Genomic DNA, 16,878 nt, shown 5'->3' with positions numbered 1-16,878 from the left:
GGCATCGGGCGGCCCTACCGGAGCTTCGGGTCGAGCGCGTCACGCAGGCCGTCGCCGACGAAGGCGAAGCCGAGCACGGTGACGACGACGAACAGGCTGGGGAAGTACCACAGGTAGTCGTTGACGCCGATGAAGCCCTGTCCGGCCGCCAGCATGTTGCCCCACTCGGGGACGTCGACGGGGACACCGGCTCCGAGGAAGGAGAGCGCTGCCACACCGACGATCGTGGTGCCGACGTTGAACGTCGCGTAGACCAGAACGGCGGTCAGCGAGTTCGGCAGGATGTGCGTGCGGACGACCCGCCAGCCGCCGGCGCCGAGCGCCTTGGCCGCGTGGACGTAGTCCATCTCGCGCACCGACAGGATCGAGCTGCGCAGGAGCCTGGACACGGTGGCCCAGGAGAAGATGGCCAGCGAGATGACCACCGGGGTGATGCCGCGCCCGGTGACCAGGATGATGACGACGGCACCGATCATCAGCGGGAACGCGAGGAACACGTCCGCGACGCGCATGACCAGGGTGTCGGCGAAGCCGGCGAAGTAGCCGGCGATGGCGCCGAGGGCGACACCGATCAGCACCGCGAAGAAGATCGAGGCGAGGCCGACGAACATGGCGACGCGGGTGCCGGCGATGAGGCGCGAGAACATGTCGCGGCCCAGGGCGTCGGTGCCCATCCAGTGGGTGCCGTTGGGCGAGGCGAGGGTGTTCTCGAGGTCCTGCGCGCTCGGGTCGAACGGGGCGAGCATGTCGCCGAATATCGCCGTCAGGAACAGCAGGGAGATGATCACGAGACCGACGACGGCCAGCTTGTTCTGGACGTAGCGGTGCCGGATCTCGCCCCACTGGCTGAGTTGCTTGGGTGCGGGTTCGGCGGCGGCCGAAGCGGACGACACGGGGTTCTCGTCCCCGATCGCCGGGCTCGTTGCGAGCTCAGACATGAGGAAATCCTCCTTGGGGGCGGTCAGCTGAGGCGGATACGCGGGTCGAGGGCCGCGTACAGCAGGTCCACGATGAGGCTGAGGACGACGAAGATCGCGACGCTGTACGTCACGACACCGATGACGATCGGGTTGTTCTGCTGCTGAATCGCCTGAACCAGTGCCAGACCGACACCGTCCCAGTTGAAGATCGCCTCAGTGATGAGCGCACCACCGAGGAGTCCGCCGAACGAAATACCCAGGTACGTGACCACGGGAATGGACGAGTTGCGCAGCACGTGCTTGAACAGCACGCGGCGGCGCGGAAGTCCCTTGGCCACGGCCGTCTTCACGTAGTCCGCGCGCAGCACCTCGAGCATCGTGCCGCGGGTCAGGCGGGCGACGAAGGCGACGTCGGTGATGGCGAGGGTGATCGCGGGAAGGACCATGCCTTCGAGCTTGTCTCCGCCGAGCTGTGGGAACCACTGGAGGTCCACGGCGAAGAACTTCATGAGCAGCATGCCGATCACGAAGGTGGGGAACCCGACGGCCATCGTCGTAAAAAATGTCGTGGCCATGTCGAGAATGCTGTATCTGTAGAGCGCGGCGATGATGCCCACGCCCATACCGAACACGGTGACGAGCACGATGGCCAGGATGGCCAGCTTCGCCGTGTTCTGAAGCTTGGGGCCGAGGATCTCGGAAACCTCGCGGCGCTGCACGAAGTCCTCGCCGAGGTCGCCGGTGGCAACCTTCGCGACGTAGTTGACGTACTGCTCGGGCAACGACTTGTCGAGCCCGTAACGCGCCTTCAGTTCCGCGACCACTGCGGGGTCACGTGCCTTGTCGCTGCCCGCGATCGAACCCACGGGATCGCCGGGGAGTACGAACAGACACGCGAACAGAACCATGGTCGCGCCTATGAGGACTATGACCATCTGCCCGAGGCGACGGGCGACGTACCTTCCCATGTTTTGCCTCTCTACCTGGCCGCTTCTGGGAGCAGCGGCCTCCAGCCCATGGAACGGGCCGGCTCTCGGCGTGCGGGGGTTGCCCGCGGATGTGAGGGGTGCCGAAGTGAAAACGGCCTGCCGAGCGGGGCCGCGGCCCACCGGTCACCCGGGGGCCGCGGCACGTTCGCTCCTGACGGATATACCGTCCGAACCGATTACTTCTTGATCGAGATCTTCTCGAGGATCGGGTCCTCGTTGAAGTTGATGTCGTCCAGACCGTTGAACTTGTCGGTCGCCATCAGGCGGAACTGGGAACGGTTGAAGGTCGGGATGAGCGCCATGTCGTCCATGGCCATCTTCTCGGCCTGCTTGTACATCGCGATGCGAGCGGTCTCGTCCTTGGTGGAGCGAGCCGTGTCGATCAGCTTGTCGAACTCGGGGTTGTTGTAACGGACGCGGTTGTCACCGGTCACGTTGCCCTCGGCGTCCTTGTTCATCGAGGCCGAGTGCAGCAGCGGGAACAGGAAGTTCTCCGGGGTCGGGTAGTCCGCGCCCCACGCGAAGCGGTACAGACCGGAGGCCGCGGAGCTCTGCTGCTCCTTGAGCATGCCCGGGAAGTCCTTGCCGTCCAGCTTGACCTTGACGCCCAGGACGTCCTCGAGCTGCTTGGCGATGGCCTGGACCCACTCTTCGTGGCCCGCACCGGTGTTGAAGCTGAAGCGGATCTCGGTGCCCGGCTTCAGGCCGCCCTTCTCGGCGTGCTCCTTCGCCTTGGCGACGTCCTGCTTGACGCAGGAGACGCAGAGGTCCTTCTGGTACGCCTTCGGGAACGCCGGCGGCACGATGGTGGTCGACGGGGTCTGGTAGCCCTGGAAGACACCCTTGGCGATGGCCTGACGGTCGATCGCGTAGGAGATCGCCAGACGGGCGTCCTTGTTGTTCGTCGGACCGTTGTCACCGATCGGCAGAACGAAGTTCATGCCGTTCGTGTCCTTGGCGAACCACTTGTTCTGCGGCTTGTACTTCGCCTCGGCCGTCTTGAGCATCGGCGTCGGGATGTGCGCGTAGTCGAAGGTGCCGGCCTGGAAGCCGTCGTACTCGAGCTGCTGCGCGGTCTTGTCGTTGAGGAGCGTGACCTGGACCTTCTCGAGGGAGGCCTTGGTCAGCGAGTAGTCGTCGTTGCGGACGAGGTTGATCGCCTTGTTGTGCTCCCAGGTGCCGTCCATCTTGAACGGACCGTTACCGATGGGGGCCTCGCCGAACGCCTTGTCCTCTTCGCCGACCTTGGCGGCCTTCGGAACCGGGCTGTAGGCGTTGTGCGCCGTCTTCAGGACGAACTCGCAGTCCGCCTTGGACAGGTCCACCTTGATGGTGTTCGGGTCCGGGGTGGTGACACCGGAGAAGGTCTTGGCGGAGCCGTCCTGCAGCTCGGCGTAACCCTTGATGCCGGCGAAGTGGTACGCCACGTCGGACGCGGCGGCCTTGTGCGCGGCACGGGCCCAACCGCGGGCGAACGCCTCGGCGTCCACGACCTCGCCGTTGGAGAACTTGGTGTCGGGCTTGATCTTGAAGGTCCAGGAGGTGCAACCCTCGTCCGACGTCGCCGACTCGGCGAGCGCGGGCTCGGCCAGGCCGTCCGGCGTGTTGCCGTACAGGCCGGTGAACAGCGCGTTGGCGAGCAGGATACCGGTGGACTCGTGGGCACGCCCCGGGTCGATGGTGTCCGGCTCCGTGCTGCCCATCCGGAACACGCCACCGTTGGCAGCGCTGCCCTTGTCCTTGCTGTCACCGTCACCGCCGCCACAGGCGGTAGCGGCCAGGGCGACGACAACCGCGCCCACGACCCACTTGGCGCTCTTGGCACCGCGCATGGGTTTCCTCCTCATGAGTCCACTGATCGACTTGAGGGGCAAAAAAACCTCGCCGACACCCCTGACGGCGAGCGAATTCCTGCCCATAGTGTGCTCGTGAGTCGGCGCGCTCCCCACAGCGCGTGACCCATTGACCCGAGCTCAATGGAGCCATCCTCAGGGACTGCCAGGCCGTAAACCACACTTGGGTGGTCTCGTTTTCACAACATCGATCCGCGGCAGAAACCCGAAATCCGGACAAACGGATAGGAGACAGACACGTGCGAAACGGACGGTTAGCTCATCTTCCGGAGTGTCACGGTCGGTATGCGGACACCAGAACGCCAAAATCCGCTTGACAAAAGCGAACAGCCCCTCCCGTCACGGACTCCGTGACAGGAGGGGCTGCTGCATTTCAGAGTGCTGCGACCCGCAGCGTCCGCCGCGACCGCCCGCCCGAGCAAACCACAGGACGGGCGACGCAACGGCCCTGCTGCGTAAGGTCTTTACTCCTACTTGGCCGACTTGGCGCGCGACGCGGTGCGCGAGCGGTCCTTCTGGTCCAGCACGACCTTGCGGATGCGGACGGCCTCCGGGGTCACCTCGACGCACTCGTCGTCGCGGCAGAACTCCAGGGACTGCTCCAGGGAGAGCTTGCGGGGCGGAATCACGTTCTCCGTGTTGTCCGCGGAAGCCGCACGCATGTTGGTGAGCTTCTTCTCCTTGGTGATGTTCACGTCCATGTCGTCGGAGCGCGAGTTCTCGCCGACGATCATGCCCTCGTACACCTCGGTGCCGGGGTCGGTGAACAGGACGCCGCGCTCCTGCAGGTTGATCATCGCGAACGGCGTGACCGAACCGGCGCGGTCGGCGACCAGCGAACCGTTGTTACGGGTCACCAGCGGGCCGAACCACGGCTCGTGGCCCTCGTGGATCGAGTGGGCGATGCCGGTGCCGCGCGTACCGGTCAGGAACTCGGTACGGAAGCCGATGAGACCGCGCGACGGGACGACGAACTCCATGCGGACCCAGCCGGAACCGTGGTTCGACATGTTGTCCATGCGGCCCTTGCGGACGCCCATGAGCTGCGTGACCGCGCCCATGTGCTCCTCGGGCACGTCGATCGTCATGCGCTCGACCGGCTCGTGGACCTTGCCGTCGACCTCCTGCGTGACCACCTGCGGCTTGCCGATGGTCAGCTCGAAGCCCTCGCGGCGCATCTGCTCGACCAGGATGGCGAGCGCGAGCTCACCGCGGCCCTGGACCTCCCAGGCGTCCGGGCGCTCGGTGTCGAGGACGCGGAGCGAGACGTTACCGATCAGCTCGCGGTCCAGACGGTCCTTGACCTGGCGGGCGGTGACCTTGCGGTCCTTGACCGCGGACTTGGCGTCCGCGCCCTTGCCGCTGCCGCCGCGGCCGACCATCGGGGAGGTGTTCGTACCGATGGTCATGGAGATCGCCGGCTCGTCGACCGAGATCAGCGGGAGCGCGATCGGGTTCTCCGGGTCGGCCAGGGTCTCGCCGATCATGATGTCGGGGATACCGGCGACCGCGCAGATGTCACCCGGGCCCGCCACCTCGGCCGGCTTGCGGGTGAGCGCCTCGGTCATCATCAGCTCGGTGATGCGGACGTTGGACATCGTGCCGTCACGCTTGATCCACGCGACGGTCTGGCCCTTGCGCAGCTCGCCCTGCTCGACGCGGAGCAGCGCGATGCGGCCGAGGAAGTTGTCGGCGTCCAGGTTGGTGACGTGCGCCTGGAGGGGGGCCTCCTCGTCGTACACCGGGGCCGGGACGTGCTCCAGGATGGTGGAGAAGAACGGCTCCAGGTTGTCGCTGTCCGCGGGGACGGTGCCGTCCTCCGGCTTGGTCAGCGAGGCGACGCCGTCACGGCCGCAGGCGTAGACGATCGGGAACTCGATCTGGTCCTCGTCCGCGTCCAGGTCGAGGAAGAGGTCGTACGTCTCGTTGACGACCTCGTCGATCCGGGAGTCCGGACGGTCGGTCTTGTTGATGCAGAGGATGACCGGCATCTTCGCCTGCAGGGCCTTGCGCAGGACGAAGCGGGTCTGGGGCAGCGGACCCTCCGAGGCGTCCACCAGCAGGACGACCGCGTCCACCATCGACAGACCGCGCTCGACCTCACCACCGAAGTCGGCGTGGCCGGGGGTGTCGATGATGTTGATCGTGATCGGGGCCCCGCCGTCCTTGGGGTGATACTTCACCGCCGTGTTCTTGGCGAGGATCGTGATGCCCTTCTCACGCTCCAGGTCGTTCGAGTCCATCATGCGGTCGTCGAGGTGCTGGTGGGCGGCGAAGGCACCGGCCTGCTTGAGCATGGCATCGACGATGGTCGTCTTGCCATGGTCGACGTGGGCGACGATGGCGACGTTACGGATGTCGTGGCGCGTGGGCACTTCGGCGCTTCTCCCGGGATCGTGGATGGCGTCGCGTACGGCCTGGCACGCGCGCCTCGGCCGGGCGAAAACCTGCCACGGCCTTACCCCATGGTACGTCGCGTGGCGGGAACCGCCTGCCGGGGGGCTGTCAAGAGGCCGGACGAATGAGCGCGGCCGAGTGCTGCGTGGGGTGCCCGGACCGCCCATCGTGCCGGTAATCATGCGGGTCAACGGCCGGGTCAATGGGTATGGCACGACCTTGCCCGCCGGGGATCCGGCGGGCAAGGGACTTGAGTCACATCTGAGCTTGCTACCCGGGGGTCAACCTGACAGGCACCCCTTTGTCATCACTTCTTCGCCCACGCTACTTCTTCTTGTCCTTGGCGGTCGGCGGCTTCTTCCAGCCGATGTCCTGGTAGCGGGGGGTGCCGAGGCCGAAGGCGCCGGCGTTGGCCAGGCCCGGCTTGACGGCCACCAGCTCCGGGCGCTGGTAGAGCGGGATGGAGCCGGCGGCGGCCCAGATCCGGGCGTCCGCCTTGCGGATCAGCTCGCGGGACTGCTCCTCGTTCAGCTCGCCGACCGCCTGGTCGAAGAGCTGGTCGATGTGGTCGGTGCCGACCCGGGTGTAGTTCTGTTCGACGAGGAGCGAGCCGTCCGCGGCCGGCTCCGGCTTGGCGAAGATGGGCCGGGCGTCGGTGGCCGGGTAGGCGGTCGCGGGCCAGGAGTAGAGGGCCAGGTCGTACTGGCCCGAGGCGATGTGGTCCTTGAAGAAGCTCTCGTCGGCCACCTTGGTCGTCTCGGTGTTCACCCCGACCTTCCGCAGCATCTGGGCGATCCGCTCGCCGACCGCGCGCAGGGACTCCGAGCCGGGTCCGGCCGGGAGGACGAAGCGCAGGGTGAGCGCCTTGCCGTCCTTGGCGAGCATGGCGCCGGAGGTGCGGGTGGCCTGCTTGGCCGGGGCCGGAGAGGCCTTGGCGGGATCGGCCGCGTCACCGTCGCGGGCCGCGCTGCGCTTGCCGTCGTCGACGACCGCCACCCGGGCGGCCTGGGCGAGGAGGGAGACCTCCTGCTGGGCGCCGAAGGGGGCGGGGGCCAGGACCGGGGAGGGCCCGTCCTGCGCACCGCCCGGGGCCGCGGCGAGGGGCCGCTCGACGGAGCCCGCCGGGCGGCCCTGGGGGCGCTGCCCGGCGGCCGAGCGCGGGTCTTTGTTGGCCTCGTCGTCCTGGCCCACGATGTAGAGGCCGTCGTTTCCGGTGCCCGGGCCCGAGGGGGTCTTCCCGTCGTCCTGCGGCGCGCTCTCCGGGCCGGCCTTGGCTCCCGCCGGCTCGGTGATCTTGCCGCCCCGGCGCCAGCCCGCGTCCGCGAGGAGGGCCTGGGCCGCCTGCATGTCCTGACCGCCGAGTGCGTCGCTGTTGTCGGCGTACGCCCGCTGCCCGGCCAGCGCCACGTGGCTGCCGACGGGCTTCGCGGGCAGGCCGAGCGGCTTCAGCACGAGCTCGGCGAGCGCCTTGCGGTCCAGCGCCCGGGCCACCGCCCGGCGCACCCGCTCGTCCGCCAGCGGGCCCGTGGACCCGTTCATCGCGAGCTGCGTGTAGGACGGCTCCAGCGACTTGCGGACGGTGAAGTTCCGCAGGGCCGTCTGCTCGTCGGCGTACCGTTTCACCGCCGCCACGTGCTTGTCGCGGGTCTCCTTCTCCTCCGTGGCCTTGTCCTCGTCCGTCCCGAAGGCGACCGCCCACGACAGCGTGGCCTGGGCCGGGGTCATCGCGGCTCCCGGACCGTGGGCCGGGGCGCCGCCCGAGCCCGCGCCGCCCTTGCCGGTGGCGTCCTTGCCGGCCGCGTCCCGGCGGGCCAGGGCGATCCGGTCGGCGCCGTTGCGGTCGATCTCGGCCAGATCCAGCTTCCCGGCCGCCAGCGCCGCGGCGCGCTCGGCCCGCGGCACCGCCGTCAGGACCAGCGTGTCCAGCTTGGCCTGCCGGCCCCACCAGCGCGGATTGCGGGTGAGGGCCGCCGTACCCGTCTTCTTGTCGATCGCCCCCAGGGCGAAGGGCCCCGCGGTGACCTTCAGAGCGCCGCGGGCGCCCTCGTTGAAGGCGTCCGGGGTGCCCGTGACCTGCTTGGGGTAGAGCGGGCTGAAGAGCGAGCGCCAGTCGGCGTACGGCTTGGCGAAGGTGACCCTGACCTCCAGGTCGGTCTTGCCCTTCTCGATCTTCTCGATCCGCTCGTAGCCGGCGTTGCGCGCCGTCCAGTACGCCGAGTCCTTGCCGTTCAGGGCCCGCCACTGCGCCACGAAATCGGCGGCGCCGATCTCGCGTCCGTCGCTCCACACCGCCTGCTGGTTCAGCTTGTAAAGGACGACCTGCTTGGGCTCCCGCTCGACGACCTCGGCCTTCTCCAGGTAGTCGGGATTGGCCACGGGCCGCCCCTTGGCGTCCAGCACGAACAGCTGCGGCAGCACGGCCCCGGCGATGCGGGTGGTGGTGGCGTCCGCATCGGCCTGGAAGGTGTTCAGGGTGTCCGGCAGGGTGTCCACGGCCCAGCGCAGCACACCCCCGTCCGCGACCTTCTCGCGGGCGGTCGTGGCGATGTCCTGCCCGGCGGCGACAGGGCCGCCCTCGTCTTCACCCGCGCCGCAGCCCGTGAGGAGCGGCAGTGCGAGGACTCCCGAGGTCAGGAGCGCCAAGGACCTGCGCCTTCGCTGGGACATGGGTGGTACCTCCGGGGCGGGGCGTGGGGGAAGCATGATCACGTTCGGCGGTATATGGAGCTGATCACACCGGTTGCCGGATCCCACTGAAATCGACGGTCCGCCGCACCCTTCGCACCCGCCTCTCGCCACGCCGCGAACCCCACCCGTGCGGACCAATCCGGCTTGCGCTCCAAAGGGGCGTTCCCCCGGAAGAGGGATGACAATGAGGGGCAGGGAGGGGCGCACAGTTCACGCCTGCGCGCCCGCAATCGCTGCACGTCCCTTCACAACGGGGGACGGGAAGCGCGACACTCGCAGGCGCACATGAGCGTTGCCACCGCACCTCGGCGGAAGTGAGGGCAAATCATGTCCCTGCAAGACGATCTGAGTGCCGTACGCCGAAACCTCGACGAGCTCACGCGCAAGGTCGAGCAGCTGGAGCAGCAGGCCGGGCGGCGCAAGCCCGGGAGCTCGACGCCGGCGTCGTCGCCGGAACCGTCCCGGATGGTGACGGTCCCGGACACGCCGTACGACAGCTCGTTGTGGACCGACTCGGACGACGAGGGCCTCGGCGCCCGCGACCGTCGCGCGCCCTGAGCGGCGTACGCGACCCCACGACCTCCCGCACACCCCATCCGGCCCGGCCGCTCGCGGCCGGGCCCCCTGGGGCCACCCCTCATCACTCCTCCCGGAGTCCTCTTTGGCCACAGGAACACAACCACCCCGACAGCGGCCCGGCGGCGTCCACGACGCCTCCCGGGCCGCGATCGCTGCCCGGCACCTGCGGACCGACCGGTGGTGGGTCTCCCCCGCCGTCACCGCGGCCGGGCTGCTCGCCTTCATCGCCTACTCGACCTGGCGGGCCTTCGCGAACGCCGACTACTACGCGGCCCCGTACGTCTCGCCCTTCTACTCCCCGTGCCTCGCGGAGAACTGCGTCCCGATGAAGGGCGGCCCCAACTGGGAGGTCTTCGGCAGCTGGTGGGGCCTGTCCCCCGCCCTGCTGATCCTGATCTTCCCGCTCGGGTTCCGGCTGACCTGCTACTACTACCGCAAGGCCTACTACCGCGGCTTCTGGGCCTCGCCGCCCGCCTGCGCCGTCGCCGAACCGCACACGAAGTACACCGGCGAGACCCGCTTCCCGCTGATCCTCCAGAACGCCCACCGGTACTTCTTCTACGCGGCGGTCCCGGTCGCGGGCATCCTCACGTACGACACCGTGCTGACCTTCCGCGACGAGCACTACGCGTGGGGCCACATGGGCCTCGGGACCCTGCTGTTCCTGGTCAACATCACGCTGATCTGGGCCTACACGCTGTCCTGCCACTCCTGCCGCCACATCATGGGCGGCCGCCTCAAGCACTTCTCGAAGCACCCGGTCCGCTACCGGCTCTGGGGCTGGGTCAGCCGGCTCAACACCCGTCACATGCAGCTGGCGTGGGCCTCCCTGATCAGCGTGGCCCTGTGCGACTTCTACGTCTACCTGCTGGCCAGCGGCGCCTTCACCGACCCGAGGATCTTTTGACATGGCCCAAGTGGAACGGCAGCAGTGGGACGTGGTCGTGGTCGGCGCGGGCGGCGCCGGGTTGCGGGCCGCGATCGAGGCGCGCGAGCGCGGGGCCCGTACGGCCGTGATCTGCAAGTCCCTCTTCGGCAAGGCCCACACGGTGATGGCGGAGGGCGGGATCGCCGCCTCCATGGGCAACGTCAACGAGGGCGACAACTGGCAGGTGCACTTCCGCGACACCATGCGCGGGGGCAAGTTCCTCAATCAGTGGCGGATGGCGGAACTCCACGCGAAGGAGGCCCCGGACCGGGTCTGGGAGCTGGAGACCTGGGGCGCGCTCTTCGACCGGACGCCCGACGGGAAGATCTCCCAGCGCAATTTCGGCGGCCACGAGTACCCGCGCCTCGCGCACGTGGGCGACCGCACCGGCCTGGAGCTGATCCGCACCCTCCAGCAGAAGATCGTCGCGCTCCAGCAGGAGGACTTCAAGGAGTACGGGGACTACGAGGCCCGGCTCAAGGTCTTCCAGGAGTGCACGGTCACCAGGGTCCTGAAGGAGGGGCGGAAGGTCTCGGGGACCTTCTGCTACGAGCGCGAGTCCGGCCGCTTCTTCGTCCTGGAGGCCCCGGCCGTGGTGCTGGCCACCGGCGGGATCGGCAAGTCCTTCAAGACCACGTCGAATTCGTGGGAGTACACCGGCGACGGCCACGCGCTGGCCCTGCTCGCGGGCGCGCCCCTGCTGAACATGGAGTTCGTGCAGTTCCACCCGACCGGCATGGTCTGGCCCCCGTCGGTGAAGGGCATCCTCGTCACGGAGTCGGTGCGCGGCGACGGCGGGGTGCTGCGCAACTCCGAGGGCAAGCGGTTCATGTTCGACTACGTCCCCGACGTCTTCAAGGAGAAGTACGCCGAGTCGGAGGCGGAGGGCGACCGCTGGTACGAGGACCCGGACCACAACCGGCGCCCGCCCGAGCTGCTGCCGCGCGACGAGGTGGCCCGGGCCATCAACTCGGAGGTGAAGGCCGGCCGCGGCTCCCCGCACGGCGGGGTCTTCCTCGACGTGTCCACCCGGATGCCCGCCGAGAAGATCAAGCGGCGACTCCCGTCGATGTACCACCAGTTCAAGGAACTGGCGGACGTGGACATCACCGCGGAGCCGATGGAGGTGGGCCCGACCTGCCACTACGTGATGGGCGGCATCGCGGTCGACTCCGAGACCGCGGCCACCGTCGGGGTGCCGGGGCTGTTCGCCGCGGGCGAGGTCGCGGGCGGGATGCACGGCTCGAACCGGCTCGGCGGGAACTCCCTGTCCGACCTGCTGGTCTTCGGGCGGCGGGCCGGACTGCACGCGGCGGAGCACGCCGCGGCCGCCGGTGCGCGCCCCGCGGTCTCCCAGGCGGAGATCGACGCGGCGGCCGCGGAGGCGCTGGCCCCGTTCCACGCGGCCGAGGGCGCGGAGAACCCGTACACCCTCCACCAGGAGCTCCAGACGACCATGAACGACCTCGTCGGCATCATCCGGCGCGAGGGCGAGATGGCCGAGGCCCTGGAGAGGCTCGCGACCCTGCGCGTACGGGCCGCCCGGGCCGGGGTCGAGGGGCACCGGCAGTTCAACCCGGGCTGGCACCTGTCCCTGGACCTGCGGAACATGCTGCTGGTCAGCGAGTGCGTGGCGCGCGCCGCCCTGGAGCGCACCGAGAGCCGCGGCGGGCACACCCGCGAGGACTGTCCGTCGATGGAGCGCGGCTGGCGTCCGGTGAACCTGCTGTGCCGCCCCGTCGACCCGCCCCCGGCGGACCCGGCGGCCGACCGGATCGTCCTCGAACGCACCCGCACCGAGCCCATCCGCCCCGACCTGCTCGCGCTCTTCGAGAAGGAAGAGCTGGTCAAGTACCTCGCCGAAGAGGAGCTCTACGAATGAGTACGTACGACGCGAGCTTCCGGATCTGGCGGGGCGACGCGGAGGGCGGGGAACTGCGGGACTTCACGGTCGAGGTGCACGACGGGGAGGTGGTCCTGGACATCGTCCACCGGCTCCAGGCCACCCAGGCCTCGGACCTCGCGGTGCGCTGGAACTGCAAGGCGGGCAAGTGCGGCTCGTGCAGTGCGGAGGTCAACGGCCGGCCGCGGCTGATGTGCATGACGCGGATGTCCACCTTCGAGCGGTCCGAGACGATCACGGTCACCCCGCTGCGCGCCTTCCCCGTCGTCCGCGACCTGGTGACGGACGTGTCCTTCAACTACGCGAAGGCGCGGGAGGTGCCGGCCTTCGTGCCGCCGGAGGGGGTGGCGCCGGGCGCGTACCGGATGCAGCAGATGGACGTGGAGCGCTCGCAGGAGTTCCGCAAGTGCATCGAGTGCTTCCTGTGCCAGGACACCTGTCACGTGGTGCGTGACCACGAGGAGAACAAGGGCGCCTTCGCCGGTCCGCGTTTCCTGATGCGGGTCGCGGAGCTGGACATGCACCCCCTGGACGCGGCGTCGGAGGCGGGCCTGGACCGCAAGCGCACCGCCCAGGAGGAGCACGGGCTGGGCTACTGCAACATCACCAAGTGCTGTACGGAGGTCTGCCCCGAGGGCATCAAGATCACCGACAATGCGCTGATCCCGCTGAAGGAGCGGGCGGTGGACCGCAAGTACGACCCGCTGGTGTGGCTGGGCAACAAGATCGGCCGTCGACAGGGCTGACGGGGCGCGCGAGGCCGGGGCCGGGACCCTCTCCGGGAGGGCCCCGGCCCGGGCGGGCGCACCACCCGTTGCTCCGGATGCGGGCACGGGAAACGGCTCATACCCTCCCAAATGTGACCCCGCCGAGAAGCGAGCCGAAGAGCCAGGTACGCGTACGGGCCGGGCTCGCCCTGGCCGCCGCACTGCTGGCGCTCGGCGGCTGGGGTGTTGCCGGGGCGCCGCCCGCACGGGCCGAGGACCCCGTCACGCTGTCCCGGCAGGGGCAGATCACCGACCGGGTCGGGGCGCTGGAGGGCCGGCAGGCCGCCGTCAAGGACGCGCTCGACAAGCTGTACGCCGACCGGCGGGTCCAGCTCTTCGTGGCGTACGTGGACGATTTCTCCGGGCGCTCCGCCCAGAGCTGGGCCGACGCCACCGCCGAGAAGAACGGGCTCGGCCAGAACGACATCCTGCTGGCGGTGGCGACGGGGGCCCGCCAGTACGCCTATTCGGCCGCCGTCGACTCCGGTTTCACCGAAGACAAGCTCGCGGCCGTGGCCCGGGACGCCATCGAGCCGCCGCTGCGGCAGAACGACTGGGCGGGCGCCGCGATCGGGGCGGCGAACGGCTACGACGCGGTGCTCGGCGGGCAGCCCGTGCCCGTGCCCACGATCACCCCCGGCCCGGCCGATCCGGGTGGCGGGGCGAGCGGCGAGAGCGGGGCCGGGGACTTCGTGCTCCCGGTGGTCGCGGTCGGCGCGGCCGGGGCGCTCGCGGCGTACGCGTACTCCCGCCGCAAGCGCAAGGACGCCGCCGCGGGCGGCCGCGGTACGACCACCGGGCCGGGCTGGCCCGAGGGCGCGCCGGACCGGCTTCCGCTGCCGGAACTGGACGGCAGGGCCAAGACCCTGCTGGTGCAGACCGACGACGCCGTCCGCACCAGCACGGAGGAACTGGGTTTCGCCTCCGCGCAGTTCGGCGAGGAGGCGGTCGGCCCCTTCACCGAGGCCGTGGAGTACGCCAAGGGCGAGCTGACCCACGCCTTCCGGCTGCGCCAGCAGCTCGACGACGCCTACCCGGAGGACGACGCGACCCGGCGCCGGATGCTGGACGAGATCGTCGCCCGCTGTACCGAGGCGAACCGGCGGCTCGACGCCGAGTCGGCGGACTTCGACCGGCTGCGGGACCTGGAGAAGAACGCCCCGCAGGCGCTGGCGACCGTGGAGGAGCGCTATCTGGAGCTGACCGGGCGCGCCGGCACCGCCGAGGCGACCCTGACCGCGCTGACGCGGCGGTACGCGGACTCCGCTTCCGCGCCCGTCGCCTCCCATCCCGAACAGGCCAGGGACCGGCTGCTGTTCACGGCGACCAATCTGGGGCTGGCGCACGCGGCCCTCGACGGCGGCGAGAAGGGTACGGCGGCCGTGCACGTACGGGCCGCCGAGGGCGCCGTGGACCAGGCGGCGACCCTGCTGGACGCGGTCGAGCGGCGGGCGCAGGAGCTGGCGGAGGCGGCCGGGAAGCTGCCGGGTGCGCTGACCGAGACGGAGACCGACCTGGCGGACGCCCGCGGGCTGCTGACCGGGACCGCGGAGGGCACCTCGACGGCGGACCTGAGCGGGCGGATCGGCCGGGCGGAGGCCGTACTGGCCGACGTACGGCAGGAGGAGGCGGCCGGCCGGTACGACCCGATCGACGCCCTGCGCCGGATCGAGGAGGCCGACGCGGCCCTCGACGAGGCGCTGTCCGGGGCGCGGGAGCGGGAGTCGGGCCGGCAGCGGGCGGTGGCCCTGCTCGACCAGGCCATGCTCTCCGCGCGCAGCGCGATCGGCGCGGCGACGGACTACGTCACGACCAGCCGGGGCGCGGTCGGCAGCCAGGCCCGCACCCGGCTGGCGGAGGCGGGCCGGCACCTGGAGCGGGCGGGCTCTCTGGCGGCGGGCGACCCGTCGGGCGCGCTGGCGGAGGCGCAGCGGGCGGACGCGCTGGCGCGGCAGGCGCAGCAGCTGGCGGAGCAGGACGTACGGGCGTACCAGGACCCGTACGGGGGCCGGCGCGGCGGCGGTCAGGGCGGCGCCGTGCTCGGCGGGATCATCCTCGGCGAGATCCTGCGGGGCGGGCTGGGCGGCGGGGGCTTCGGCCGCGGCGGTGGCGGGGGCTTCGGCGGCGGTTTCGGCGGGGGCGGCGGCAGCGGCCCCGGCTCCTTCGGCGGCGGCGGAACCCGCGGCCGCATGGGCGGTGGCGGCCGCTTCTGAACGTGCACGGCAACGGAGAGCCCATCCCTCACCAGGAGAGACGAGTCATGAGCAAGCAGACCATCCTCGGCCGCGTCACCCAGCTCGCCAAGGCCAACATCAACGCGCTGCTGGACCAGGCGGAGGACCCGCAGAAGATGCTGGACCAGCTGATCCGCGACTACACGAACAACATCTCGGAGGCGGAGCAGGCCGTCGCGACGACGATCGGGAACCTGCGGATGCTGGAGGCGGACCACAAGGAGGACGTGGAGGCGGCCTCCGAGTGGGGTTCCAAGGCCCTCGCGGCGAGCAGGAAGGGGGACGAGCTGCGGGCGTCGGGGGCGACGGCGGACGCCGACAAGTTCGACAACCTCGCGAAGGTGGCGCTGGGCCGGCAGATGCAGTCGGAGAAGGAGGCGAGGACGGCGGAGCCGACGATCGCCGCCCAGACGGAGGTCGTCGACAAGCTCAAGTCGGGGCTGGACTCGATGAAGAGCAAGCTGGTCGAGCTCCAGTCCAAGCGGGACGAGCTCGTGGCCCGCGCCAGGACGGCCCAGGCGCAGAACACGATGATGGACGCGGTGAAGAACATCGACGTCATGGACCCGACGAGCGACCTGAACCGCTTCGAGGAGAAGGTCCGGCGGGAGGAGGCCATGGCGCTGGGCAAGCAGGAGCTGGCCGCGTCGTCGCTGGACGCCCAGTTCGAGTACCTGGAGGACCTCGGCAAGTCCTCGGAGATCGAGGCCAGGCTCGCCGCCCTCAAGCAGGGTCGGGCCGCCTGACCGTCGCCGCGGGGGGACCCCTTCACGGCGTTGCAGAACGCTACGGTCCGCTACAGGGGGGCCGGTTGGTGCGGCGAGGCAACACCGGGCGAGAGGTGCAGCGCTGTCGAAGTATTAGGATCACCCGATCATTGCATTCGCAGAGTGTTAACGGGGGCTCGGGTGAGCATGACGTCCTTCGACGCGGAGTGGGCAGGGCTCAAACAAGGCACGCCGTCCGGCGCGCAGATGCGGCTGGCGAGCGCCGCACCCGACGGTGGTGGTGGCGGGGGTGGTGAGGACCTCAAGTCCGACCTGGCGGTCTGGAAGAAGGGCAGCGAGGACGTCGGCGAGCTGGTGACGGCCGTCAAGAAGGCGCTGACCGAGTTCGAGACCGGCCAGAAGGGCGCGGCCGTCACGGGCGTGGAGAGCGCCGCCGCGCAGGGTGAGCTGTACACGTCGTGGAAGACGTACCTCGATTCTCTGGTCGGCAAGTGCACGAGGTTGCAGGGGCCGATGATCTCGGCGGGCAAGGGCCAGGTCTCCAACGACGAGACCCTACGCGGTGACTTCGCCCGCATGAACGACACGTACAAGGACACGCCCGCCACCGGCGGCAACGACGGGGGCCGGTGAGCGCGGACATGGATTACGCGACCCTGAGGGCTCTGAAGCCGTCGGAGTTCACGGAGGCCGCCGACGGCTACCAGTCGGTCAGTGCCATGGCCGACCACGCCTACGGCAGCGCGGAGGGCCAGATCACCGCCCGGCTGCGTGCCGGTCTCGCCGGGAAGGCCGTGGAGGAGGCCCTGGTCCAGTTGCGGGGCCTCGCGCAGAACTTCCACTACACGCAGGTCGAGTGCGGTCTTGCCGCGACGTCCCTGAACGCGCTCGC

12 protein-coding genes and 1 pseudogene are annotated in these 16,878 nt (G+C 69.9%); 8 read left to right on the top strand and 5 right to left on the bottom strand.

Going from position 1 to position 16,878, the window contains the following annotated elements; all coding sequences use genetic code 11:
- Positions 1-14: 14 nt before the first annotated feature.
- The 5 genes from AB0D29_RS32160 to AB0D29_RS32140 form a co-directional block, all read right to left on the bottom strand.
- Positions 15-938: an ABC transporter permease gene (locus AB0D29_RS32160; protein WP_362859062.1), complete on the bottom strand. Its 924-nt coding sequence runs from the start codon at positions 936-938 to the stop codon at positions 15-17.
- A 23-nt stretch (positions 939-961) separates the two neighbouring features.
- Complete coding sequence (locus AB0D29_RS32155; RefSeq protein ID WP_362859060.1) at positions 962-1,888, bottom strand: ABC transporter permease; 927 nt, start codon at positions 1,886-1,888, stop codon at positions 962-964.
- Positions 1,889-2,085: 197 nt separating this feature from the next.
- Positions 2,086-3,741 (bottom strand): ABC transporter substrate-binding protein, encoded by a 1,656-nt coding sequence (locus AB0D29_RS32150; RefSeq protein ID WP_362859059.1) that lies wholly within the window; start codon positions 3,739-3,741, stop codon positions 2,086-2,088.
- Between the two features lie 491 nt (positions 3,742-4,232).
- On the bottom strand, positions 4,233-6,137 hold the full coding sequence (typA, locus tag AB0D29_RS32145) for a translational GTPase TypA (protein ID WP_362859058.1): 1,905 nt from the start codon (positions 6,135-6,137) through the stop codon (positions 4,233-4,235).
- A gap of 346 nt (positions 6,138-6,483) precedes the next feature.
- Positions 6,484-8,826 carry an ABC transporter substrate-binding protein gene (locus AB0D29_RS32140; RefSeq protein ID WP_362859057.1) on the bottom strand — a complete coding sequence of 781 codons (2,343 nt, stop codon included), beginning with the start codon at positions 8,824-8,826 and terminating at the stop codon, positions 6,484-6,486.
- Between the two features lie 348 nt (positions 8,827-9,174).
- Between AB0D29_RS32140 and AB0D29_RS32135 the strand changes: the two genes are divergently transcribed.
- The 8 genes and pseudogenes from AB0D29_RS32135 to AB0D29_RS32100 all read left to right on the top strand — a co-directional run.
- Positions 9,175-9,405 carry a hypothetical protein gene (locus tag AB0D29_RS32135; RefSeq protein ID WP_362859055.1) on the top strand — a complete coding sequence of 77 codons (231 nt, stop codon included), beginning with the start codon at positions 9,175-9,177 and terminating at the stop codon, positions 9,403-9,405.
- Positions 9,406-9,508: 103 nt separating this feature from the next.
- On the top strand, positions 9,509-10,333 hold the full coding sequence (locus tag AB0D29_RS32130; RefSeq protein ID WP_362859054.1) for a hypothetical protein: 825 nt from the start codon (positions 9,509-9,511) through the stop codon (positions 10,331-10,333).
- A gap of 1 nt (position 10,334) precedes the next feature.
- On the top strand, positions 10,335-12,236 hold the full coding sequence (locus AB0D29_RS32125; RefSeq protein ID WP_362859053.1) for a fumarate reductase/succinate dehydrogenase flavoprotein subunit: 1,902 nt from the start codon (positions 10,335-10,337) through the stop codon (positions 12,234-12,236).
- Entirely contained in the window at positions 12,233-13,003 is a 771-nt protein-coding gene (locus AB0D29_RS32120) for a succinate dehydrogenase/fumarate reductase iron-sulfur subunit (RefSeq protein WP_362859051.1), read from the top strand. The genes AB0D29_RS32125 and AB0D29_RS32120 overlap by 4 nt, the downstream gene beginning before the upstream one ends.
- 170 nt (positions 13,004-13,173) lie before the next feature.
- On the top strand, positions 13,174-15,237 hold the full coding sequence (locus AB0D29_RS32115; protein ID WP_362859134.1) for a TPM domain-containing protein: 2,064 nt from the start codon (positions 13,174-13,176) through the stop codon (positions 15,235-15,237).
- Positions 15,238-15,284: 47 nt separating this feature from the next.
- The gene (locus AB0D29_RS32110) at positions 15,285-16,004 is read left to right on the top strand and encodes a PspA/IM30 family protein (RefSeq protein WP_362859050.1); all 720 of its coding nucleotides are present in this window, start codon (positions 15,285-15,287) and stop codon (positions 16,002-16,004) included.
- A gap of 162 nt (positions 16,005-16,166) precedes the next feature.
- Entirely contained in the window at positions 16,167-16,619 is a 453-nt protein-coding gene (locus AB0D29_RS32105; protein ID WP_362859048.1) for a hypothetical protein, read from the top strand.
- Between the two features lie 8 nt (positions 16,620-16,627).
- Positions 16,628-16,878: pseudogene (locus AB0D29_RS32100) on the top strand (hypothetical protein); the annotation flags it as partial.

Source organism: Streptomyces sp. NPDC048424 (assembly GCF_040651555.1).
Classification (GTDB): Bacteria; Actinomycetota; Actinomycetes; order Streptomycetales; family Streptomycetaceae; genus Streptomyces.
Note: the sequence above shows the minus strand (reverse complement) of the source record. Positions and strands in the feature narration are given on the sequence as shown.